Source organism: Micromonospora sp. II, assembly GCF_001709195.1.
GTDB classification, from domain to species: domain Bacteria; phylum Actinomycetota; class Actinomycetes; order Mycobacteriales; family Micromonosporaceae; genus Micromonospora; species Micromonospora chalcea.
The window spans coordinates 169,695-193,564 of sequence record NZ_LYXF01000005.1 but is presented as its reverse complement, the minus strand read 5'-3'; the positions used below and the strand labels follow the sequence as shown (position 1 = coordinate 193,564).

The 23,870-nt window shown below is 73.3% G+C and carries 15 protein-coding genes; 3 read left to right on the top strand and 12 right to left on the bottom strand.

Annotated features, from left to right (window positions below; all coding sequences use genetic code 11):
• The first annotated feature begins 30 nt into the window (after nt 1–30).
• A complete protein-coding gene (locus tag A8711_RS03095; RefSeq protein ID WP_064447839.1) occupies nt 31–1,584 on the top strand; it encodes a diguanylate cyclase in 1,554 nt (517 codons plus the stop codon).
• A 66-nt stretch (nt 1,585–1,650) separates the two neighbouring features.
• Here A8711_RS03095 and prfA read toward each other — a convergent pair whose 3' ends face one another.
• The 12 genes from prfA to argS all read right to left on the bottom strand — a co-directional run bounded on the left by prfA (nt 1,651) and on the right by argS (nt 21,593).
• Nucleotides 1,651–2,739, bottom strand: a complete 1,089-nt coding sequence (gene prfA / locus A8711_RS03090; RefSeq protein ID WP_069087388.1) for a peptide chain release factor 1 — start codon at nt 2,737–2,739, stop codon at nt 1,651–1,653.
• Nucleotides 2,740–2,828: 89 nt separating this feature from the next.
• Entirely contained in the window at nt 2,829–3,053 is a 225-nt protein-coding gene (gene rpmE / locus A8711_RS03085) for a 50S ribosomal protein L31 (protein ID WP_030504744.1), read from the bottom strand.
• 332 nt (nt 3,054–3,385) lie between these two features.
• Entirely contained in the window at nt 3,386–6,838 is a 3,453-nt protein-coding gene (locus A8711_RS03080; RefSeq protein WP_069087387.1) for a phosphodiester glycosidase family protein, read from the bottom strand.
• 144 nt (nt 6,839–6,982) lie between these two features.
• Nucleotides 6,983–9,046 (bottom strand): transcription termination factor Rho, encoded by a 2,064-nt coding sequence (gene rho / locus A8711_RS03075; protein WP_069087386.1) that lies wholly within the window; start codon nt 9,044–9,046, stop codon nt 6,983–6,985.
• 338 nt (nt 9,047–9,384) lie between these two features.
• Nucleotides 9,385–10,287, bottom strand: a complete 903-nt coding sequence (gene thrB, locus A8711_RS03070; protein ID WP_043328630.1) for a homoserine kinase — start codon at nt 10,285–10,287, stop codon at nt 9,385–9,387.
• A 64-nt stretch (nt 10,288–10,351) separates the two neighbouring features.
• Nucleotides 10,352–11,596, bottom strand: a complete 1,245-nt coding sequence (locus tag A8711_RS03065) for an MFS transporter (protein WP_043328629.1) — start codon at nt 11,594–11,596, stop codon at nt 10,352–10,354.
• A gap of 9 nt (nt 11,597–11,605) precedes the next feature.
• Complete coding sequence (locus A8711_RS03060) at nt 11,606–12,424, bottom strand: polysaccharide deacetylase family protein (protein ID WP_043328627.1); 819 nt, start codon at nt 12,422–12,424, stop codon at nt 11,606–11,608.
• Nucleotides 12,425–12,539: 115 nt separating this feature from the next.
• The gene (locus A8711_RS03055; RefSeq protein WP_069087385.1) at nt 12,540–15,785 is read right to left on the bottom strand and encodes an efflux RND transporter permease subunit; all 3,246 of its coding nucleotides are present in this window, start codon (nt 15,783–15,785) and stop codon (nt 12,540–12,542) included.
• A 289-nt stretch (nt 15,786–16,074) separates the two neighbouring features.
• A complete protein-coding gene (gene thrC / locus A8711_RS03050) occupies nt 16,075–17,124 on the bottom strand; it encodes a threonine synthase (protein WP_043328624.1) in 1,050 nt (349 codons plus the stop codon).
• Nucleotides 17,125–17,236: 112 nt separating this feature from the next.
• Nucleotides 17,237–18,541 carry a homoserine dehydrogenase gene (locus A8711_RS03045; protein ID WP_043328623.1) on the bottom strand — a complete coding sequence of 435 codons (1,305 nt, stop codon included), beginning with the start codon at nt 18,539–18,541 and terminating at the stop codon, nt 17,237–17,239.
• Nucleotides 18,538–19,923: a diaminopimelate decarboxylase gene (lysA, locus tag A8711_RS03040; RefSeq protein ID WP_043328622.1), complete on the bottom strand. Its 1,386-nt coding sequence runs from the start codon at nt 19,921–19,923 to the stop codon at nt 18,538–18,540. The genes A8711_RS03045 and lysA overlap by 4 nt, the downstream gene beginning before the upstream one ends.
• A 2-nt stretch (nt 19,924–19,925) precedes the next feature.
• Entirely contained in the window at nt 19,926–21,593 is a 1,668-nt protein-coding gene (gene argS / locus A8711_RS03035) for an arginine--tRNA ligase (protein ID WP_064447846.1), read from the bottom strand.
• Nucleotides 21,594–21,692: 99 nt separating this feature from the next.
• Here argS and A8711_RS03030 point away from each other — a divergent pair, with 99 nt between their 5' ends.
• Both A8711_RS03030 and A8711_RS03025 read left to right on the top strand, forming a co-directional pair.
• Complete coding sequence (locus tag A8711_RS03030) at nt 21,693–22,529, top strand: DUF3105 domain-containing protein (protein ID WP_043328620.1); 837 nt, start codon at nt 21,693–21,695, stop codon at nt 22,527–22,529.
• 13 nt (nt 22,530–22,542) lie between these two features.
• The gene (locus A8711_RS03025; protein WP_043328618.1) at nt 22,543–23,217 is read left to right on the top strand and encodes a DUF305 domain-containing protein; all 675 of its coding nucleotides are present in this window, start codon (nt 22,543–22,545) and stop codon (nt 23,215–23,217) included.
• The last annotated feature ends 653 nt before the right edge of the window (nt 23,218–23,870 follow it).

Genomic DNA, 23,870 nt, shown 5'->3' with positions numbered 1-23,870 from the left:
GTCCGGGCGCACACCGCAGGGAGGTCGCGAGTGGGCTGGCTCGACCAGGTCGAGGACCAGGTTGACGCTCTCCGACGCGCACGGTCACTGCAGGAGGCCAGCCGGTCCGCGGAGGCGTGCGTCCTGCTCGACCGCGTCATCCGCACCACCGGCGACCCGTACGCCCGCGCCGACGCGCTCGTGCAGCGCCTGTCCGCGCTGATCAACCTCGGCCGGACCGCCGAGTTCACCCGGGCCGTCGAGGACGCCTCCGCCGCGGTACGCGACCTCGCCGAGCCCTACCTGCACGGGCACCTCAACGCGCTCGCCGCGCTCGCCGCCCACCACCAGGGCGCGCTGGACCGGTGCGTGATGCACCTGGTCCGGGCCGCCCGCGCGCTGGGCGCCGACGACACGCCGGACCGGGACACCGCGTGGGGCTGGCACGACCTCGCGATGGCGTACTCGTACCTGAGCTTCCACGGCCACGCTCTGGGCGCGATCGAGCGGGCCCGCGAGGTGGGGCTCAGCGCCGGCATCCCGGAGGAGACGTTCGCCGCGCCGGGGATCCGGCTGCGCAACGCGGTGGCGCTGGACCACAACGGCGACAGCGACGGCTGCCTGCGGGTGCTCCGCGACGTCGCCGGTGACCTGGCCCGCTTCCTGCGCGGCGGGCGGGCCGGCAACCTGCGCCCCAGCAGCCTCGCCGCGTACGGCTACGCGGCCGCCCGGCGGGCCGCGCTCGGCGACCGGGTGGAGTCCGCCGGGGACGCCGACCCGAAACGGCTGCTCGGCCACGGCGGCGACAGCGCCCGCGCCCGCGACCTGCGCCAGCTCGGTCAGGTCTGCCTGGCCGTCGCCGCCAACCGCCCGATCGAGGCGGTCACCCGGCTGGACGCGCTCCAGGTCTCCGACGAGACGCTCGGCGCGGCCGAGGCACCCCGGCTGCGCAGCGTCGCGCTGGCCCGGGCCGGCGACCACGCGGGCGCGCACCGGGCCGACCGGCACGCGTTCCGGCTGGCCGCGCGGCGCAGCGACCGGCTGCGGGACGTCTACATCGACGGCATCGCCGCCCGGATCGACCACGAGGAGATGCGCCGCGAGGCGGCCCGGTACGAGGGCGAGGCGCTCACCGACCCGCTCACCGGCCTGCCCAACCGGCGCCGGCTGGAGCGCTACCTGGGCGCCGTGGTGTCCCGGGGCGAGCGCGTGGTGATCGGGGTCTGCGACCTCGACGGGTTCAAGGCGGTGAACACCCGCCACGGCCACCACTCCGGCGACCTGGTGCTGCAACGGGTCGCCGGGGTGATCAACCGGGTGATGCGGCGGGGCGACTTCGTGGCCCGCTACGGCGGCGACGAGTTCGTCGTGGTGCTGCCCGACACCGTCATGCCGGAGGCGGTCGAGGTGGCCCGGCGGATCGAGGCCGCCGTCCGCACCGAGGACTGGGAGTCGCTGGTGCCGGGCACGCCGGTCGGGGTGACGATCGGTTTCGCCGAGGTCGACGGCAGCACCACTGTCAGCGTCCGGGAGGCGCTCGGCACCGCGTTCGAGCTGGCCGACCGGGAGATGCTGCGCGCCAAGGCGCGACCACGCGCGAGCTGAGCGGTAAGGAAGGGCCCCCTGTTAACGCCTCCGGTAGAGGAAGGGCCCCCTGTTAACACCCAGCGGTCAGCGGCGGGACAGCTCCGTCTCGCCGGCCAGGCGGGCCGCGCGGTCCGCCTCGGCCAGCGCGTCGAGCACCCCGTCCAGCTCGCCGGCCAGCGCCAGGTCCAGGTTGTACGCGGTGTAGCCGATACGGTGGTCGGTGATCCGGTTCTGCGGGAAGTTGTAGGTGCGGATCCGCTCGGACCGGTCCACGGTGCGGACCTGCGCCTTGCGGGCGTCCGACGCCGCCGCGTCGGCCTGCTCCTGGGCCGCGGCGAGCACGCGGGCCCGCAGGATGCGCATGGCCTGCTCGCGGTTCTGCAGCTGCGACTTCTCGTTCTGGCAGGACACCACGATGCCGGTCGGCACGTGGGTGATCCGTACCGCCGAGTCGGTGGTGTTCACCGACTGCCCGCCGGGGCCGGACGAGCGGAACACGTCGATGCGCAGCTCGTTCGGGTCGATGGTGACGTCGACGTCCTCCGCCTCGGGCAGCACCAGCACGCCGGCGGCGCTGGTGTGGATCCGGCCCTGCGACTCGGTCACCGGGACGCGCTGCACCCGGTGCACGCCGCCCTCCCACTTGAGCCGGGACCAGACCCCGTTGCCGCCCTCCGGCACGCCCTTGCTCTTGATCGCCAGCGACACGTCCTTGACGCCGCCGAGGTCGGAGTCCTGGGCGTCGATCACCTCGGTGACCCAGCCGTGCCGCTCGGCGTACCTGGTGTACATCCGCAGCAGGTCCCCCGCGAACAGCGCCGACTCCTCGCCGCCCTCGCCGGCCTTGATCTCGACGATCACGTCCTTGGCGTCGTGCGGGTCGCGCGGGATGAGCAGTTCCGCGAGCCGTTCCTCGAGCGCCGGCAGGGAGCTGGCGATGGCCTCCGCCTCGGTGGCGAACGTCGGGTCCTCGGCGGCCAGCTCGCGCGCGGCGGCCAGGTCGGCGCGGGCCTGCTCCAGTTCGCCGGCCGCCTTGTGCAGCGGGACCAGTTCGGCGTACCGGCGGCCGACCCGCCGGGCGGTGCCCTGGTCGGCGTGGATGGCCGGGTCGGCCAGCCGCCGCTCCAGCTCGGCGTACTCGTCGAGGAGGGCGGCCAGGCGCTCACTGCTCATGCTGCGGATGCTCCTTGGGTGTGAAAACCGGCGCAAACGGACGAACGCCCGTGCCCGGCAGGAGCCGGACACGGGCGTCGTCGACGGAGCTACTTGGCCTTCTTGCCCTGAACCTTGGCGTACTTCTGCTGGAACTTCGCGACCCGACCGGCGGTGTCCAGCACGCGCTGCTTACCGGTGTAGAACGGGTGGCAGGCGCTGCAGGTCTCGACGCTGATGGCGCCGCCCTTGGCGGTGCTGCGGGTCGTGAAGGTGTTGCCGCAGGAGCAGCGGACCTCGGTGGTCACGTACTCCGGGTGGATGTTGGGCTTCATGTCGCCTCGGTCCTTTCGTCGGTGGTCGCCGGGTCGCCGTCGATGCTCCCCGTCGTCCGCGACGGGCTCGGGCGTGAACCGGAACCGGTGGCCGATTGACCAGTCTGCCACGGGCGTCTTCCACCCGGCACAGGAGGTCCGCCACCCGCAACGCCCGCCCACACTCCCGCATTCCCACCCCCACGCCCCCCACCCTGCTGATCATGAACTTGGCGGCAATTCCTGTCGCTTTTGTCCAGGTCAACTTCATGATCAACGGAGCGAAGCGGGGGGCGGGGGCCGGGGGCGGGGGCGGGGCTCCTCCCCCAGGATGAGGAGCCCCGGCCTCCGGGTCAGGCGGCGGGGGCGCGGACCGCTGCGGCCGTGGTGACAGTCGTCTCGGCCTTCACGCCGTTGACGGTCACCGCCAGCAGCACCTGCGCCCCCGGGCGCAGCGCGGTCAGCCGGCCGGTGGCCGGGTCGAACCGGGCCACGTGCCACGGCCGTACGCCCGTCGCGCCGCCGATGTGCAGGTTCGGCGAACCGGACCAGTCGGCGCTGACCGGCGCCGCCACCGGCACCTGCCGGCCGCTGGGCTGGGTGAGCGTGGCCGTGACGTCCACCGGCGAACCCTGGCGCACCTGCGCGGGCGCGGTCAGCGCGAGCCGGTCGACGTGGGCGTGCATCTCCGCGCTCACCCACGTCGGGCCCTCGGCCAGCGGGTCGCGGCGGGCCCGCTCGGCCTCCCCCGGCGTCACCGGGTCCACCCCGAACTCGGTCCAGCCGGTGAACCCGCCGAGCGCCGCCGGGGTGGACGGGTCCTTGCCCGAGTTGCCGTTGATCACGTACGGCACGCCGTCCACCCGGTCGGCGTGGAACGTGCCGACGTGCCCGTTGACCATCAGCGCGCCCTTGCCGGTGCGGTGCTGGAAGTCGGCCAGCCACTGCTCGACCAGCGCCGCCTCCTTCCGGTCGCCGAGCTGGCTGGCCTTGGCCGGGCTCGGGTCGCGCGGCGGGTGGTGGAACAGCACCGCCACCGAGCCCACCGAGCGGTCGCCGGCGGCCTGGTCGAGCGTCCGGCGCAGCAGCTCCACTTGGTCGAACCCGCCGCCGCGCAGCGAGCCGGTGGCCGTGCTGAGCGTGAGGAACCGGGTGCCCCGGTGATCGAAGACGCGCGAGGTGTCCCCGAAGACGCTGCGGAAGTTGTCGATCGGCGCGCCCATGATCTCGTGGTTGCCGGGCACGTAGTGATACGGCACCTCGCCGCCCAGCTCCTCGTCCAGGATGCGCTTGGCCAGCGCGAAGTCCGCCGGGTAGGCGGTGTCCACGAAGTCGCCGTTGATGATCAGGAAGTCCGGCCGGGCGGCGCGGACCTCGCGCAGCGTACGGCGGGCCTGGGCGACCAGGTCGCTGTCCGGGTTCGCGGCGACGAACTGGGCGTCGGAGAGCACCGCGAAGCGCCAGGGCGCCCCGTCCACAGTGCCGTCGCGCAGCACCACCCGGTCGATGCGGTTCGGCTCGGGCGGCGCCTGCACGTCCGGCGGTACCCGGGCCACCAGGTCGTCGATCACGACCTCGCTGCGGTACTGCTTGGCCGGGTCGGTCTCGGCCACGTAGAACCGGCGCACCCGCACCGGGTACTGCACGCCCGGCGGTACGGCGAACTCGACGTAGCGCCAGCCGGTCCAGTCCAGGTACGGGCCGCGCAGCACGAACTGGGTGTCCTGCGCGTCGTGCAGGTGCAGGCTGGGCCACTCGCCGGTGCCGTTGGCCTTGATCCACATGCCGAACGCCTGCGGCTGGCCCGGTACGTCGATCCACGCGGGCGGGTCGGCGTACGCGGCGCGGGTGCCGGTGGACTGGCTGAAGTCGTACGACATCCGCAGCCCGCCCCCGGTGTGGCCCTCCGCCGGTGCGACCGACCCGGAGGCGCGGGCCTGGCTGAACTTCCAGGACGCCGCGTCGTCGAACCCGGCCACCGGCACGTCGGTGAGCCCGACGGTCACCGGCAGGACCGTGCTGTGGTTGCCGACCCGTGCGGTGACCAGCGCCGAGCCGGTCGCGGCGAGCGCTTTGACGGACAGGTTGCCGTCGGCGGTGGGGGTGACGGAGAGCAGGTCCCTGTCGTACTCCAGCTTCAGGTCGGCCGGCTCGATCGGCGCGGTGTTGCCCTCGGCGTCGTAGCCGACCACGCCGAACAGGCCGCTGTCACCGGCGCGGTCCAGGCCGACCCGGTCGACGGTGCCGTCGATCCGCTGCAGCGGGCCGAGCACCGTCAGCTCGATGGTGCCGCGGGCCCGGCCGCGGGCGGCGGTGACGGTGCTGCGGCCGGGGACGGCGGCCCGGAACACGCCGTCGCCGTCGACCCGTCCGTGGGTGGCGTGCCAGCGCGGCTCGCCGGCGGCCGGGCCGTACGTCTCGTCGTATCCGGCGGCGGTGAGCCGGCGGGTGAGGCCCGGGAAGACCCGGTCCGGCCGGCCGCCGCGCACCGGTGCGACGCCCGGCGCGGCGGTCGGGTCGCTGGCGGTCTCCAGCCAGTAGCCGGTGAGCCGGCCGCTGCCCTTCGGGGCGTAGACGGCGAGCCCGTTCGGCACCGGCCGCTCACTGCCGTCGGACGGGCTGTTCTCGACCTGGACCGTGGCCGCGCCCGGCTCCCGGGCGAGCAGCGTGGAGGAGCCGCCGCCGTCGAGGTTGAGCGCGTTCGCGGCGCCCAGCTCGGCCATCATGCGGCCCATCTCGGTCTGCGTGACGCCACGGCTGTCCACCTGCCGGCCGTCCACCGTCAGCATGATCATTTTCCGGCCGTCGGCGGAGAACCCGACAGCGGTACGCGGGGCCAGCGACGCGTCGGCGATGCTCTGCACCACGCCGTCGCGCACGAGCACGTTGCCGCCGCCCACGGCGGCGCGCAGGTCACCGCCGTCGGAGGCCCGGGGCCGCCAGGTCAGGTCCACCGCGTCGCCGGGACGCAGCGCGGCGAGCGCGTCGGCGCCGGCCTCGCGGCCGAGCAGCACGGTGCTGCCGGCCGGGATCGGCCCCTCGCCCGCCGTGGTGGCCACGCTCGCCACCCGGCCGCCGGTCACCGTCACCTCGACCGTCCGGGCCGCGCCCTCCACGGCCCGCTTGCGGGTGTACGAGCCCCAGAGCGGCGTGAACACGCCCACGCCGTCGCGCTGCACCATGTTGTTGAACTGGGTCAGCGGCACCGGCCCGGTGGGCAGCGTCGCGGCGCCCTCGAAGCCGACCTCGACCACCCGGCCGATGCCCTGGGCGCTGATCCCGACGGCGTTGGGGTGCCCGGCGATCGGCGACTGCACCAGTTCGCCGGAGCGGATGCCGACGCCCTGGGCGGCGCCGGAGTTGTTGATGTCGAAGAAGTCTCCGTTGACCGCCGCGACCGCGCGGGACCGGTCCACCGCGGCGCGCAGCGGCTCGTCCCTGGTCACCTCGCCGGAGTTCACGTAGTCCACCGTCAGCCCGCCGCCCAGGTCGGCGGTGAGCGCGTCGGCGCGCAGCCAGCCGGCCGCGTCGTACCTGTCGAAGGAGGTCAGGCTCAGGCCGGGCGCGACCGGCCGGGTGCTCTTGGCGGTCTCCAGGCCGCCGGCCGGCTCCACACCGGCGAGCGCGACGGCGGGGTCGGGGCGGGACGAGGCGCGTGGCGCGTCCTCGGCGGCGGTGGCGGCCGGCGGCGCGACGGGCGACGGCCCGGCGGCCGTCGCGGCGGACGGCGTCGGCGCGGTGATGGTCAGCAACGGCGTCAGCAGCAGGACGCCGGCGAGACGGGCGGGTCGACTGCGGGTTCGCATGGACGACAGTCAACCCGACGATGAACAGAAGTTTCAATACCTAGCGACTGAACCGTAGGAAAACTTCACCATCGGCGGTGCCTGATACGCGACGAGGGGCACGGCCGCGTACGGCCGTGCCCCTCGTTCGTCGGATCCGTCAGCTCACTCGCCCGGAGTGGACTTCGCGATCTGCATCAGGAACTCGATGTTGGTGCGGGACTGCTTGAGCCGGTCCAGCAGGAGGTCGAGCGCCGCCTGCGAGTCCAGCGAGTGCAGCACCTTGCGGAGCTTGTGGATGATCGCCAGCTCCTCCGGCGCGAGCAGGACCTCCTCCTTGCGGGTGCCGGAGGGGTTGATGTCGATCGCCGGGAAGACACGCTTGTCGGCGATCTTCCGGTCCAGCTTCAGCTCGGCGTTACCCGTGCCCTTGAACTCCTCGAAGATGACCGTGTCCGCCATGGACCCGGTCTCCACCAGCGCGGTGGCGAGAATGGTCAGCGAGCCACCGTTCTCGATGTTGCGCGCCGCGCCGAGGAAGCGCTTGGGCGGGTAGAGCGCGGTGGAGTCGATACCACCCGACATGATCCGGCCGCTGGCCGGCGCCGCCAGGTTGTACGACCGGCCGAGCCGGGTCACCGAGTCGAGCAGCACGACCACGTCGTGCCCCAGCTCGACCAGGCGCTTGGCCCGCTCGATCGCCAGCTCCGCCACCGTGGTGTGGTCCTGCGGCGGACGGTCGAACGTGGCCGCGATGACCTCGCCCTTCACCGAGCGCTGCATGTCGGTGACCTCTTCGGGCCGCTCGTCGACCAGCACCACCATCAGGTGGCACTCCGGGTTGTTGCGGGTGATCGCGTTCGCGATCGCCTGCAGCACCATCGTCTTGCCGGCCTTCGGCGGCGACACGATGAGCGCCCGCTGGCCCTTGCCGATCGGCATGACCAGGTCGATCACCCGGGTGGTGAGGATGTGCGGCTCGGTCTCCAGCCGCAGGCGCTCCTGCGGGTAGAGCGGGGTGAGCTTGTAGAACTCCGGCCGGCGCTTCGCCTCGTCCGGCTCCATCCCGTTGATGGTGTCCAGTCGGACCAGCGGGTTGTACTTGTCGCGCCGCTGCTCGCCGTCCCGCGCGGCCCGCACGGCGCCGGTGATCGCGTCACCGCGGCGCAGGCCGTACTTCTTGATCTGGGACATCGAGACGTACACGTCGTTCGGGCCGGCCAGGTAGCCGGTGGTCCGGACGAAGGCGTAGTTGTCGAGCACGTCGATGATGCCGGCGACCGGGACGAGCACGTCGTCCTCGCCGACCTGCGGCTCGCGGCCGCCACCGCTGTCGCCCTCGCCCCGCTCGCCGCGGCCGCGACGACGGTCCCGGAACCGGCTGCGCCGGCCCCGCCGGCCGCCGCCCTCGCCGTCGTCGTCGCCGTCGTTGTCCCGCTCGGCGCGCTGACCACGGTCGTTGCGGTCACCCCGGTCGTTCCGGTCGTTCCGGTCGTTCCGGTCGCCCCGGTCGCCCCGGTCGTTGCGCTCGGCGCGCTCGCCCCGGTCGGCACGCTCGTTACGGTCGCCCCGCTCGGCCCGGTCACCCCGGTCGTTGCGGTCGCCCCGGTCGTTGCGGTCGCCGCGCTCGGCCCGGTCGCCACGCTCGGCCCGGTCGCCGCCACGCTCGGCACGCTCGCCGCCGCGCTCACGGCCCCGGCCCTCGTTGCGCTCACCGCGCTCGGCACGGTCGGTCCGCTCGCCGGTCTCGGCGGGCGCCTCCTCGGCGCGCGGCGTCTCGGCCGGCCGCACCTCGGTCGCCGGCGTCTCGGCCGGGCGGGCCTCGGTGGTCGCGGTCGCAGTCCGGCTGCGGCGACCACGGGTACGGCCCTCGGTCGCCTCGGCGGCGGGCGCCTGCTCGGCGGGGCGCGCCTCGGCCCGCTCCTCACGGACCTCCGCGTGCACCTCCTCACGGGCGGGAGCAGCAGCCGCGGCCGCTACCTCGGCGCGCGGTCGAGGGGTTCCGGCGGCGGCGCCGCCCTGCTGCCGCTCGGTGATGGCACTGATCAGCTCGCCCTTGCGCATGCGGGCCGTACCAGAGATGCCGAGCGACGCGGCCAGGCTCTGGAGCTCCGGCAGCAGCATGGCCGACAGGCCGGTGCCGCTCCGGCGGCGGCGCGTGGGGGCGGCGGTGGTGGCATCGCCAGCGACGTTGGAAACATCCGACGTCACGTCGGTGGTGTCGCTCAATGGATTCCTTCCCTCGATAGGCCGGAGCTGCCCGGAGTCGTGGAGCCAGGTGGCCGGGCGGCCTCGGTGCACCCGCCTCGCATGGACGCGTCGCGGGAGTCTGTGACACAGCAGCCGGTGGTTTCCCGACTCACCACCATCGGTGAGCAGGTCTCGCCGCCTGCGGCGACCTGTGGAAACTGCGGTGCGGCGTGGGCCTTGGGCAGGGGTGACGGGCTGACCGCCGAGAGCTTCGGGGGTGCGCCGAACCGCAGGAAGATCGCATGCTTCGCGGCTGTGCTAGGTCTAGAGCGTAATCAACTCTTCCGACCTGCGGCAACAGGGCCCCGCTCGGCGTGTCAAAGTCTACCCCGGATGACCCGGGCACCGCTGACATCTATCGGCAACTCCCACCGGCGCCAATCTGTTCCCGGCTCAAATCCCACCGGGACCTGGGAAAGCGCCAGCACCGTCGGCCCCGCCCCACTGACCACAGCCGCCACACCAGCCGCACGCAGCGCGCCGACGAGCGCCGCGGTGGCGGGCATCCCGGGCGCCCGCTGCTCCTGGTGCAGCCGGTCGACGGTGGCCGGCAGCAGCAGCGCCGGATCGGTGGTCAGCGCGTGCACCAGCAGGGCCGCCCGGCCCGCGTTGAGCGCCGCGTCGGCGTGCGGCACGGTGGCCGGCAGGGCGGCCCGGGCCACCGAGGTCAGGCCCCGCTCGGCGGGTACGAAGACGGTCGGGCGCACGGCCGGCGCCACCGGCAGCGACACCGCCCGCGCGCCGCCCGGCTCCGTCCAGGCGATCGTGAAGCCCCCGAGCAGGCAGGGCGCGACATTGTCCGGATGCCCCTCCAGCTCGGCGGCCAACCGCAGCGCGGCGTCGTCGTCCATCCGCTGCTCGCCGTCGGCAACCAGCGCGCGGGCCGCCAGCACCCCGGCCACGATCGCGGCCGAGGACGAGCCGAGCCCACGCGCCTGGGGAATGCGGTTCTCGCACTCCAGCGCCAGGCCGGCCGGCTGCGCGCCGAGCACGTCGAAGGTGGCCCGCATGGCGGTCACGATCAGGTGCCGCTCGTCCGCCGGCAGCTCACCGGCACCCTCGCCGGTGACCGCCACCCGCACGCCGCCGCCGGTCACCTCGGCCGTGACGTCGTCGTGGCGGCCCAGCGCCAGGCCGAGCGCGTCGAAGCCGGGGCCCAGGTTGGCGCTGGTCGCGGGCACCCGGACCCGGACCGGGCCGGGGAGGAAGGTCGTCGGCACCGGCTCATGCTAGGACGTCACCCCGACAGCCCGGCCGGACCGCCCGGAGCGTGGGACCGGCGTGTCAGCCGGTGCGCTCCGGGGTGGGCGCGTCGACCGGGTCGGTGAGCGAGAGCCGCCGGGTGGCGAACCGCCAGCCGAGCGCGTAGACGACGGTGGCCAGGCCGCAACCGACCAGCACGGTGCGCTCGTCCACCCGGTCCACCACGAGCGCCACGACCAGCTGACTCACCGCGATGGCGAGCGTGGCCAGCATCATGTCGGTGGCGAAGACCCGGCCGCGCAGCCGGTCCGGCACCTCGCCCTGCAACGCGTAGTTGGACAGCACCCAGTTGCTGCCGCCGCCCAGGTGGGCCAGGAAGACCAGGACCAGCACCAGCGGGAACCAGGACACCACCGACGCGCCCAGATAGGCCAGGCCGTACAGCGACATGGACAGCGCCAGACCGGTGAGCAGCCAGGCCCGGTTGCTGAGCACCCGGCGCATCAGGATCGGACCGACCAGGGCCCCGGCGCCCCGGGCGGCGAAGAGCAGGCCCGCGCCGACCGGGCCGACGCCGTACACGCCGGCGAGCAGCGGGAAGACGGTCAGCACGCCGTTGCCGAGGCCGACCGCCGACTTCACGGTGACCAGCGCGAGCACGCGCGGACGCTGGACGATGTAGCGCAGCGCCTCCCGGATCGCCGCCCACGTGCGCGGCACGGCCGCCGCCGGGTCGCGCGGCGCCTGCAGGGGCCGGCGGATCAGCGCGGCCAGGCCGAACGCGGCGAGCAGGCCCGCGGCGGCCACCCAGAAGCTGGCGTACGGGCCGTACGCGGCACTCAGTATGCCGCCCAGTGAAGCGCCGACCACTGTCATGGTGCCCCAGGCCGAGCCGGCGACCGCGTTCGCCGCCGCCAGGTCCGCCGGGTCGACCACGTTGGGCAGCGCGGCCTGGGCTGCCGGCGAGTAGAACGCCTTCGCCACCGCCACCAGCGCGATCGCCGCCAGCGCCAGCCAGGCCGTGCCGGCGCCGCGCACACCGAGCAGCAGCAGGACACCGGCCAGGGCCGCGATGTTCGCCGCCATCATCACCTTGCGGCGGTCGAACCGGTCGGCCACGGTCCCGGCGTACGGCAGCAGCAACGCGGTGGTGCCGGTGTCCACGGCCAGCACCAGCGCGCCCCACACCCCGCTGCCGGTCAGCTCCGGCAGCAGCACCAGCAGCGGCACCATGACGAACCAGTCCGCGCCGAACACGACCAGCTCGGCGATGAACAGATGGCGGAAGTCGCGGTTGCGGACGAGGACGGAGAGGGTGGGCGACACGCGGGCACCCTATCGGGCCGCTCCCCCACCGGCAGCTCGGCGCAGCAGGTCGGAGACCGTGACGAAGGTGTATCCCCGGGCCCGCAACCCGTCGATCATGTCGGGCAGGCCGCGGAGCGCGACCAGCCGCCGGTCGTCGCCCACGTCGTGCCCGAGCACGATCGTGCCGGGGCGCACGTCGGCCACGATCCGCCGGGCGTGCCCGGCCGGGTCGTGCGGGAACTCGCTCTCGACCATCTGCAGCGTCCACAGCACCAGCCGGTAGTCCAGCCGGGCCGAGGCGTACAGCACCGCGCCGCCCAGATGTCCCCAGGGCGGGCGGAGCAGTCGCGGGGACGATCCGGTGGCCGCGGTGATCGCGTCGTGGCTGCGGCGCAGGTCGTCGTAGACCGTCGCGGCGTCCATCCGGGCCAGGTCGCGGTGCGCCCAGCTGTGGTTGCCGACCTCGTGGCCGTCCATCCGGTCCCGGACCAGCGGGGCGTGCCGGCGCGCCCGCTCACCGACCAGGAAGAAGGTGGCCGGCACCCGGTGCTCGGCCAGCGTGTCCAGCACCATCGGGGTCCACTGTGGGCGGGGGCCGTCGTCGAAGGTGAGCGCCACCAGGGGTTCGTCGGTGCGTACGCCCCAGACGACCTGGACCCCGCCGCGACCGACGTCCTGGTGGCGGTTGCCGAGCGTGGCGCTGGCCGGGCCGCCCGCCAGCGGGAGGCGGCGGTCGGCCACCCAGGTGCTCTCCACGGTGGCGGCGGAGCCGAGCGCGGCGCCGCCCAACAGCAGCGCGGACCGGCGCAGCACGGTACGTCGATTCCACCGGCCCGCGACCCCCATCGCGCCCCCGCACCGAAAGTAGGCATCAGCTCACCGAGCGTACCGCCGGATGCGCTTCTGGTGTGTCCCGTGCGCCGAGGTGTCGGGAGGGGCCGCGCGGGCCCCTCCCGACCCGTCACTCGGTGGGGGGAAGCGGGGAACGGCGGCTCTTGGGCAGGCGGAGCACCTCGAACTGGTCCGTACCGTCGATCAGCGCGCCCGACGGGCGGGCCGGTGGCGGCGCGACCTGAGCCCGCTCCTCGACGCGCTCCTCGCCGCCGCCGACCGGCACCGGCACCGGATCGGCCGCCGGCTCCGGCTCGACCGGCACCGCCGCGCCCCGGCGGCGGGCCCGGAACGAGCCCTTGGTGTGCTCCACCATCGTGTAGAGCGTCGGCACCAGCACCAGCGTCAACAACGTCGAGCTGAGCAGGCCGCCGATCACCACGATCGCCAGCGGCTTGGAGATGAAGCCGCCCTCACCGGTCAGGCCGAGCGCCATCGGCAGCAACGCGAAGATCGTCGCGACGGCTGTCATCAGGATCGGCCGCAGCCGGCGCCGGCCGCCCTCCACCACGGCCTCGGTCACGTCCATGCCCTGCGCCCGGTACTGGTTGATCAGATCCAGCAGCACGATCGCGTTCGTCACCACGATGCCGACGAGCATGAGCACGCCGATCAGCGCCGGCACGCCCAGCGGCGTCCCGGTGACCAGCAGCAGCCCGATCGCCCCGGTCGCCGCGAACGGCACCGAGATCAGCAGGATCAGCGCCTGGGTGAGGCTACGGAACGTGGCCACCATGATCAGGAAGACGATCGCGATGGCGGCCAGCACCGCGAGCCCGAGGTCCGCGAACGCGTCCGCCTGGTCGGCGCTGACGCCGCCGATCTCGTACGTGGCGCCCGGCACGTCCAGCGCGTCCAGCCGCTTCTGCAGCTCCTGCGTGGTGGCGCCGAGGTTCGAGCCGGTCGCCGTGCCGGTGACCGAGACGCTGCGCTCGCCGTCGATCCGGGTCACCTGCTGCGGGCCCTCGACCTGGTTGACGTCCGCGATCGCGTCCAGTGGCACCGCGCCGACCGGCAGCGCCCGCAGCTCCGCCACGGTCAGCGGCGGCCGGGCACCGCTGCTCAGGACCACGGTCTGGGCCGTGCCGTCGAGCGTGACCTGGCCCAGCGGCGCACCCCGGTACACCTGCGCGACGAGCTGCCCGACGGCCGCCTCGGTGAGCCCGGCGCGGGCCGCGGCGACCCGGTCCACAGTCACCTCGACGCGGGGCACCCGCGTGGCCAGGCTGCTGGTGACGTCCTCCACGCCCGGCGTGTCGGCCATCGCGGCACGTACCGCCTCGGCCGCCCGGGTCAGCGTCTCCTGGTCGGCGGCCTGCACCACCACCTCGACCTGGTTGGCCGAGGCGTTCTGCCCGCCGCCGAACGTCAGCTCGCCCACCTCCGGGCCGAGCGCGTCGAACTCCTTGCGCAGACCCTGGCGTACCGTCGCGGCGTCGGTGTCGTCGGAGAGCGACAGCGACCAGGTGGCCCGGTCGCTGCCGCCGCCGGCGAACGGGTTGTCGCCACCACCGGCGCTGACCTGGTAGGTCTCCACCCCGGGGGTACGCCGCAGCACCTCCTCGATCCGCGCGGCGGCCCGGTCGGTGCCGGCGAGCGAGGTGCCGGCCGGCATCTCCTGCCGGATGGCGAGCGTGTCCTGGCCCGAGTCGTCCAGGAAGTTCGTCTCCAGCTTCTGTGCCAGCCCGAACGTGCCCAGGAGCACCAGCAGGCCCAGGCCGACGGTCGCCCACCGGGTCTTCCGGGAGCGGGTGGCGAAGTCGATCACCGGCAGGTACGCCCGCTGCAGCGGGTTGCGCAGCTCCTTCTCCTCGGCCTCCCGCCGGGCCGCGGCGTCGTCGGCGCCGCCGCGCGGCCGCAGGAACCAGTACGCCAGCACCGGGATGACAGTGAGCGACACCAGCAGCGAGGCGAGCAGCGCCACCGTCACGGTGATCGCGAACGGGGCGAAGAGCTGCCCGACGAAGCCGCCCACCAGGGCGATCGGCGCGAACACGGCGACAGTGGTGAGCGTGGACGCGGTCACCGCGCCGGCCACCTCGCGGACCGCGGTGAGAATCGCGTCCCGCTTCGGCTCGCCGTACTCCAGGTGCCGTTTGATGTTCTCCAGCACCACGATGGAGTCGTCCACCACCCGGCCCACCGCGATGGTCAGCGCGCCCAGGGTGAGCAGGTTGAGCGAGTAGTCGCCGGACCAGAGCACGATCAGCGCGACCAGCACCGACAGCGGGATGGACACCGCGGTGACCACCGTGGAGCGCACCGACAGCAGGAACACCAGGATCACCACGACCGCCATGACCAGGCCCAGCAGGCCCTCGGTGGTCAGGCTCTCGATGGACTTCTCGACGAACGGGGCCTGGTCGAAGACCACTGTCAGCTCGGCGCCCGCGGCGTCACCCAGCTCGTCCAGCCGGTCCCGGATCTCGTGCGAGATCTCCACCGCGTTGCCGTCCGGAGCGGCCGTCACCGCGATGCCCAGGCTGGGCTTGCCGTTGGTACGGGTCAACGAGGTCGCCGGGGCGAGCTGCTGCTCCACCGCTGCGACGTCGCCGAGGCGTACCGGGGCGGCGGGCGCCGTGGTGAGCACGATGCCGCGCAGGTCGTCGAGCGTCCGGATCGGCGTGCCCACCTGCACCGGCAGCGACCGGTCGCCGTCGGCGAGCGCGCCCGCCGGCACCGCCACACCGTTGCTCTTGAGCGCCGACGCGATGGCGGTCGGCGCCACCCGGGCGGCGGCGAGCTTCGCCGGGTCCGGCGTGATCGTCACGATCTGGTCCCGGGCGCCGGTGACGTCCACCGACCGGACCCCGTCCAGCGCCTCCAGCTCCGGCACGACGGCGGTACGCAGCTTCTCGGCCAGCGCCCGCTCGTCGCCGTCACCGGTCGCGGCGACCACCACGGCGGGCAGGTCGTCGGTGCTGCCGGCGATCACCTGCGGGTCGACGCCCTCGGGCAACTGGGCGTCGATCCGGTTGAGCGCGGTCTCCATCTTGTTGACCACGTCGTCCAGGTCGGTGCCGAACTCGTACTGCACCTGGACCGTGGCCGAGCCCTCGCGCGAGGTCGAGGTGACCGTGTCCAGGCCCGGGATGCCCTTGAGGCTGTTCTCGATCGGCTCGGCGACCTGGGCTTCGACGATCTCCGGCGCGGCGCCCGGGTACGTCGCCACGATGAACGCGGCGGGAAACTCCAGCGACGGCAGGAGCTGCTGCTTCAGCGACGRCACGGCGAACAGCCCGAACGCCGTCGTCACCAACGCGACGAGGGCGATCAGGCCCCGGTTGGCGAGACTGAATCTGGCGAGCAGCGACATCGGCGTTACTCACTCCTGAAGAGGGGGTTTGCGGGGCCCTGAGTCTGCCGCACGGCCCGACACTCCCGGCATCCGCCCCAGCCGATGACATTGCCGTGCTTGAGGGTCGCCCGCACCCGCCTTGATCGACTCCACTTCGCCGAGGTGGTTGCATCCGACCCACCCTGATCCCGCCACCTCCCCGAGCTGGTGTCGATCAAGGACGGGGATACCGCCACCTCCCCGAACTGGCATGGGTCGAGCGCGGAGGGCGCCGGCCGGTCCGGGAACGACGCGGGAGACGGAGGGATCAGACCAGGTCGAGGGAGCGCGCGGCGGCCAGCGCGTCGTTGGCGATCGTCACCGGCGCGGGCGCGGTCGAGATGGCCCACTCCGGGTCCTTCAGACCGTGCCCGGTGACCGTGCAGACCACCCGCGACCCGGCCGGCACCTTGCCGGCGGCGGCCTGCTGGAGCAGACCGGCGACGCTGGCCGCGCTGCCCAGCTCCACGAAGACGCCCACCTCGCGGGCCAGCAGCCGGTACGCCGACAGGATCTCCCGGTCGGTGACGGCGGAGATCAGGCCGCCGGAGGCGTCCCGCGCGTCGAGGGCCTTGGTCCAGCTCGCCGGGTTGCCGATCCGGATGGCGGTGGCGATCGTGGACGGCTCCGGCACCACCTGGCCGGTGACGATGGGGGCCGCGCCGGCGGCCTGGAAGCCGTACATCCGGGGGGCCTTCGTGGCGTTGCCGTCGCGCAGGTCCTCGGAGTAGCCCATCCAGTACGCGGTGATGTTGCCGGCGTTGCCGACCGGCAGGCAGTGGATGTCGGGCGCGTCGCCGAGCGCCTCGACGATCTCGAAGGCGGCGGTCTTCTGGCCGTGCAGCCGGTCGATGTTGACGGAGTTGACCAGCGCGACCGGGTAGTCCTGGGCGAGCTTGCCGGCCAGCCCGAGGCAGTCGTCGAAGTTGCCCTGCACCTGGAGCAGCTTCGCGCCGTGCACGAGCGCCTGGGCCAGCTTGCCCAGCGCGATCTTGCCCTGCGGCACCAGCACCGCGCAGGTGATCCCGGCGCGGGCCGCGTACGCGGCGGCGGAAGCGCTGGTGTTGCCGGTGGACGCGCAGATGATCGCCTTGTCACCGGCCTCGACGGCCTTGGAGACGGCGACCGTCATGCCCCGGTCCTTGAACGAGCCGGTCGGGTTGGCCCCTTCGACCTTGAGCCAGACGTCCGCGCCGACCCGGGCGGAGAGCACCGGTGCCGGCAGCAGCGGCGTGTTGCCCTCGTGCAGGGTGACGACGGGAGTCGCGTCGGTGACCGGCAGCCGGTCCCGGTACGCCTCGATCAGTCCCCGCCACATGTCGCGCTCCTCGCCTCTGTCGCCCCGCTCCGGGGCCTGCCAACAGCGTGGACCAGCCTGCCCGGCCGGCCACCGGCACACCCTGCCTTAACCATCAGGCGGGACGCGCCGGTTACGCGCCGCCCTCCACCCGCAGCACGCTCGTCACCGAGCGGACGATGTCCAGTCCGCGCAGCTCACGGACGGTGGCCGCGAGCGCGGCGTCGGGCGCGACGTGGGTGACGATAACCAGTTCCGCGTCGCCGCCGGCCGGGCCCTGCCGCACCGTGGCGATGGACACCTCGTGCCGGGCGAAGACCCCCGCAACCCCGGCCAGCACACCCGGGCGGTCGGCCACGTCGAGGCTGATGTGGTAGCGGGTGAGCGCCTCGCCCATCGGCCGCACCGACAGGTCGGCGTACGCGGACTCGCTGGCCGCGCGTACCCCGGCGAGACGGTTGCGGGCCACCGCCACCACGTCGCCGAGCACCGCGCTGGCGGTGGGCGCGCCACCGGCGCCCCGGCCGTAGAACATGAGCTGCCCGGCCGCGTCGGCCTCGACGAACACCGCGTTGAACGCGTCGCCGACGCTGGCGAGCGGGTGGGTCAGCGGGATCATCGCCGGGTGCACCCGGACGTTCACCGTCTCCCGGCCCTCCGGGTCGACGCCCCGGGCGGCGATGCAGAGCAGCTTGATCGTGCAGCCCATGGCCTTGGCGCTGGCCACGTCGGCGGCGGTCACCTCGGTGATGCCCTCGCGGTGCACGTCGGCGGCGGTCACCCGGGTGTGGAACGCCAGCGAGGCGAGGATGGCGGCCTTGGCGGCGGCGTCGAAGCCCTCCACGTCGGCCGTCGGGTCCGCCTCGGCGTACCCCAGCTCGGTGGCCTCCTCCAGCGCCTCGGCGAAGCCGGCGCCGGTGGCGTCCATGGCGGAGAGGATGAAGTTGGTGGTGCCGTTCACGATGCCGGTGACCCGGGTGATCCGGTCACCGTGCAGCGACTCGCGCAGCGGGCGCAGCAGCGGGATCGCCCCGGCGACGCTCGCCTCGTAGTAGAGGTCGGCGCCGCCCTCGGCGGCGGCGTCGTGCAGCGTCGCGCCGTCCTCGGCGAGCAGCGCCTTGTTGGCGGTGACCACGCTCTTGCCCGCGCGCAGCGCCTCGACGAGCCAGCCGCGGGCCGGCTCGATGCCGCCGACCACCTCGACCACCACGTCCACGTCGTCGCGTTTGATCAGCCCGAGCGCGTCGGTGGTGAACAGCGCCGGGTCGACCGGCAGGTCGCCGCGGTCACGGCCGAGCCGGCGTACGGCGATCCCGGCGATCTCCAGCGGGGCGCCGATCCGGGCGGCGAGGTCGGCCGACTGCTCGTGCAGCAGTCGGACCACGTCGCTACCGACCGTGCCACAGCCGAGCAGCGCCAAGCGAACCGGTGAGGTCATCCCACATCCAATGCCAGCAGGTCGTCTTCGGTCTCCCGGCGGACGATCAGCCGCGCCCGACCGTCACGGACGGCGACGACCGGGGGCCGCGGGACATGGTTGTAGTTGCTGGCCATGCTCCGGCAGTACGCCCCGGTGCCGGGCACCGCAACAAGATCTCCGGGCTGCACGTCGGCGGGCAGAAATTCATCCTTCACCACGATGTCCCCGGACTCACAATGCTTTCCCACCACGCGGGCGAGCATCGGCTGCGCCGTCGACGTGCGGTTCGCCATCGTGGCCGAGTACGAGGCGTCGTAGAGCGCGGTACGGATGTTGTCGCTCATCCCCCCGTCCACGCTCACGTAGGTGCGCAGGCCGTCCACGTCCTTCACGGTCCCGGCCTGGTAGAGCGTGAACACGGCCGGGCCGACGATCGCGCGGCCCGGCTCGACCGACAGGTGCGGCACGGCGAGGTTCTCCGCCGCGCACTCCCCGTCGACGATCTTGCGCAGGCGCTTCGCCAGGTCGTGCGGCGACGCCGGGTCGTCCTGGGTGGTGTACGCGATGCCGAAGCCGCCGCCCAGGTCCAGCTCGGGCAGCTCCACGCCGCGGGCGTCGCGGATCTGCGACTGGAGCGCGAGCACCCGGCGGGCGGACACCTCGAAGCCGCTGGCGTCGAAGATCTGCGAGCCGATGTGCGAGTGCAGGCCGCGCAGCTCCAGCACGTCCTCGTCGAGGATCTTGAACGCGGCCGCGGCGGCGGCGCCGCCGGCGAGCGAGAAGCCGAACTTCTGGTCCTCGTGCGCGGTGGCGATGAACTCGTGGGTGTGCGCCTCCACGCCGACGGTGACCCGGACCAGCACCTTCGGGCGTACCCCGCGCTCGCGGGCCAGCTCGGAGAGCCGGTCGATCTCGGTGAACGAGTCGACGATGATCCGCCCCACCCCGGCGTCGACCGCCCGGGTCAGCTCGGCGACCGACTTGTTGTTGCCGTGGAAGCCGATCCGCTCCGCCGGCATCCCGGCCGACAGCGCGGTGGCCAGCTCACCGCCGGTGCAGACATCGAGGAACAGGCCCTCCTCGGCGATCATCCGGACCACCGCGCGGCACAGGAAGGCCTTGCCGGCGTAGTAGACGTCCGCGTCCGGGAAAGCCGCGCGGAACTCGCGGCAGCGCTCGCGCAGGTCGTCCTCGTCCAGCACGTACGCCGGGGTGCCGTACTCGGCGGCCAGGTCGCGGACGTCCAGGCCCGCGACGGTCAGCGCGCCGGCCGGGCCGCGCACCACGTTGCGCGGCCACAGCTGCGGCACCAGGGCGTTGACGTCGACCGGGGTACGCAGCCAGGCCGGCCCCCGGCTGCCGATCTCGCCGTGCAGCGCTCCTGCCTCATGCGCCCGCATGACTACATCCGCTCCGGCGCGGACACCCCGAGCAGGCGCAGGCCGTTGGCGATGACCACCCGGGTCGCGTCGTTGAGCCAGAGCCGCGCCCGGTGGGTGTCGGTGATCTTCTCGTCGCCCTGCGGGGCGATCCGGCAGTTGTCGTAGAACCGGTGGTACGCCTGCGCGACGCTCTCCTCCAGGTAGCGCGCCACCCGGTGCGGCTCCCGCAGCTCGGCGGCGGTGGCCACCACCGCCGGGAACTCGGCGAGCGCCTTGAGCAGCTCGTTCTCCTTGTCGTGGCCGAGCAGCTCGGGCTGGAACGCGGCGGCGTCACCCCGGGTCAGCCCGATCTCGGCCGCGTTGCGGGCCACCCCGGCGGTACGCGCCGCGACGTACTGGACGTAGTAGACCGGGTTGTCGTTCTTGGCCCGGGTCCACAGCTCCACGTCGATGTCGATGGGCGAGTCGGCCGAGTAGCGGGCCAGCGCGTACCGGGCCGCGTCCACGCCGATCGCGTCGACCAGGTCCTCCAGCGTGACCACGGTGCCGGCCCGCTTGCTCATCCGCACCGGGGCGCCGTCGCGGACCAGGTTGACCAGCTGGCCGATGAGGATCTCCAGGTTGCGCGCCGGGTCGTCGCCGAAGCAGGCCGACATCGCCTTCATCCGGCCGATGTAGCCGTGGTGGTCGGCGCCCAGCATGATCACGACCCGGTCGAAGCCGCGCTCCCGCTTGTTCAGGTAGTAGGCGCAGTCGGCGGCGAAGTACGTCCACTCGCCGTTGGACTTGCGCAGCACCCGGTCCTTGTCGTCACCGAACTCGGTGGTGCGCAGCCAGGTCGCGCCCTCGGACTCGAAGACGTGCCCCTGCTCCCGCAGCCGGGCCAGCGCCGCGTCCAGCGCGCCCTGGTCGTGCAGGTCCTTCTCGTTGAAGTAGGTGTCGAACTCCACACCGAAGTCGCGCAGCGAGGACTTGATCTCGGCGAACATGAGCTGGACGCCCTCGGTCCGGAAGACCTCCTCGGCGGCGTCCGGGGTGAGGTCGAGCACGTCCGGCCGGCGGCGGACCACCTCGGCGGCGATCTCCGCGATGTACGCGCCGCCGTAGCCGTCCTCCGGCGCGGGCTGGCCCTGCGCGGCCGCCAGCAGCGAGCGGGCGAACCGGTCGATCTGGGAGCCGGCGTCGTTGAAGTAGTACTCCGTGCCGACCTCGGCGCCGGTGGCGCGCAGCAGTCGGCTGAGCGCGTCACCGACGGCCGCCCAGCGGACCCCGCCGATGTGCACCGGGCCGGTCGGGTTCGCCGAGACGAACTCCAGGTTGATCCGCTGCCCGGCGAGGGTGTCGCTGCTCCCGTACGCCGGGCCGGCCTCGACGATGAGCTTGGCGAGCTGACCGGCGGCGGCCGCGTCGAGGCGGACGTTCAGGAAGCCCGGCCCGGCGATCTCCACCGACTTGACCCCCGGCGCCTTGGCCAGCTCGTCGGCCAGCGCGGTCGCCAGTTCCCGCGGGGGTACGCCCACCTTCTTGCTGAGCTGGAGCGCCAGCGTCGAGGCGTAGTCGCCGTGATCCGGGTTACGGGGTCGCTCGACGGTGGTCTGCGCGGGCAGCGCGGCGCGGTCCAGCCCGCGCTCGTCGAAGACGGCGTGGGCTGCGGCGAGGACGACCTCGGCGAGTTCTGCGGGAGTCACTGATCCATGTTATCGGGGGTAGACTCGGGCACCGCGGCGGCGACCCAGCATGTGAACCGGCCCCGCGGTCCCCCTGACCGACCGACCTGACGAGGCACGATGAGCATCAGCACCCCGGGCGGCCCGGAGCGCCGTCCCACCGTGGTCAGCACCGGCAAGAAGCCGGCCGCCGGCCGGCCCGCGGCTGCCGACAAGCCAGCCGCGAAGGCCGGCGCGGGCAAGGCCGGGGGCGGCAAGGGCACGCCACGGCCCGGTGCCGGCGGCAAGGGCCGCAAGCCGATCGCCCCGGTGAAGGTGAGCCAGGGTCGCTCGTGGGGCCCGATCGCCCTGTTCGTCGCGGTCGGCGTGCTGGCCGTGGGCATCATCGGCGTCGGCGCCTGGGCGGTCTACCAGGGCGGCCAGCCGTGGGAGAAGCGGGCCCAGGCGATCAACGGCATCGTCGACTACCGCGAGAAGGACAAGGACCTGGTCAAGGGCGGCAACCACCAGCCCGGCGCGATCAAGTACGACGTCCTCCCGCCGGTCGGCGGCCCGCACAACCAGGCCTGGCAGAACTGCATGGGTGACGTCTACGACGCCCCGATCGCCAACGAGCACGCGGTGCACAGCCTGGAGCACGGCACGGTGTGGATCACCTACCGCCCGGACCTGCCCGCCGACCAGGTGGAGAAGCTCAAGAGCAAGGTGCAGGGCAAGGAGAAGCTGATGCTCAGCCCGTTCGAGGGGCTGGACAAGCCGATCTCGCTGCAGGCCTGGGGCTACCAGCTCAAGGTCGACAACGCCGACGACGGCCGCATCGACGACTTCATCAAGACGCTGCGGGTGAACGCCTCCATCGAGGGCCCGAACGCGCTCTGCGACCAGGGCGTCACGGCCACCGGCACCGCTCCGCGCGACAACCTGCAGAACACCATGCCCCAGCAGCCCACCCAGTAAGGACGACGCCGCGATGACCGCTCCGGTGACCACCGACAGCGAACTGGACGAGGCTCCGGCCGCCGACCAGGGCGGCCGGGGCGCGATGCGCCGTTACGGCCTGCCGGCGGTGGTCGCCGCCCTCGTGGTCGGGCTGCTCCTCGGGTACGCCGGCGGTCTGCTCACCCCCACGCTCACCCGGCCGGGTGAGAACTCGGCGGAGGCCGGGTTCGCCCGGGACATGACCGCCCACCACAACCAGGCCGTGGCCATGGGGCTGCTCGCGTTCAACCAGGGGCAGGACCCTGAGGTACGCCAGGTCGGCGTGGACATCGCCACCGGCCAGCAGGGCGAGATCGGCACCATGCAGACCTGGCTGCGGTCCTGGAAGCTGGACCCGACCGGCGGGCAGGCGCCGATGGCGTGGATGAAGGACGGCGGCGGGCTGATCAAGGACGGCCTGATGCCGGGCATGGCCACGCCGGAGGAGATGGCGAAGCTGCGCGCCGCGAGCGGCCGCGAGTTCGACGTGCTCTTCCTGCAGATGATGATCCGCCACCACATCGGCGGCGTGCACATGATCGACGGCATCCTCGAGCAGGGGCGTGACGACGACGTGCTGGCGGTCGCGCAGGTCATGAAGAACACGCAGCAGAACGACCTGACCAACCTGAGCGCGGCGCTGAAGCGCCTGGGCGGCACCCCGTAACACCACCCGCCACCCCGCAAGACCCCCGAGGCCCGGTCCCCCTTCCCAGGGGCACCGGGCCTCCCCCGTCCCGCCCTCACCCGCCCGCCCGCCCGCCCCGGCGATCTTGCAGTTACTGCCCCGGCCATGCCGGATTCGCCCCGTTACGCGAGGGCCGCAAGTGCAAGATCGCGGGAGGATGGGTGAGGACGGCCCGGGTCGGACCGACAGGGCATCCTCGCCCGCCCCTCGCGCGTCCGCGCTTCCGGTCTGGCTCTTGATCGACACCAGCTCGGGGAAGCGGCCACCTCCCCGCTCTTGATCCACTCCAGTTCGGGGAGGTGGCGTTATCCCCGCCCTTGATCGACACCAGTTCGGGGAGGTGGCGGGGTCAAGGTGGGTGGGATGCAACCACTTCGGCGAGGTGGAGTGGATCAGGAGCAGGGTGATGTGCTCGGGCAGGCTGGCCGGTCGAGGTAGGACGGGGTGGGACGGGGTGGCCGTGCCGAGGGTCGGCTGGTGGCCGAAGGCCGGCCCGACCGGGCACCCCGCCCGCCTCGCGTACCCGCGCTTCCGGTTCGGAGCTTGATCGACACCAGCTCGGGGAAGTGGCGGCATCCCCGCTCTTGATCGACACCAGTTCGGGGAGGTGGCGAGATCAGGGTGGGTGTGAT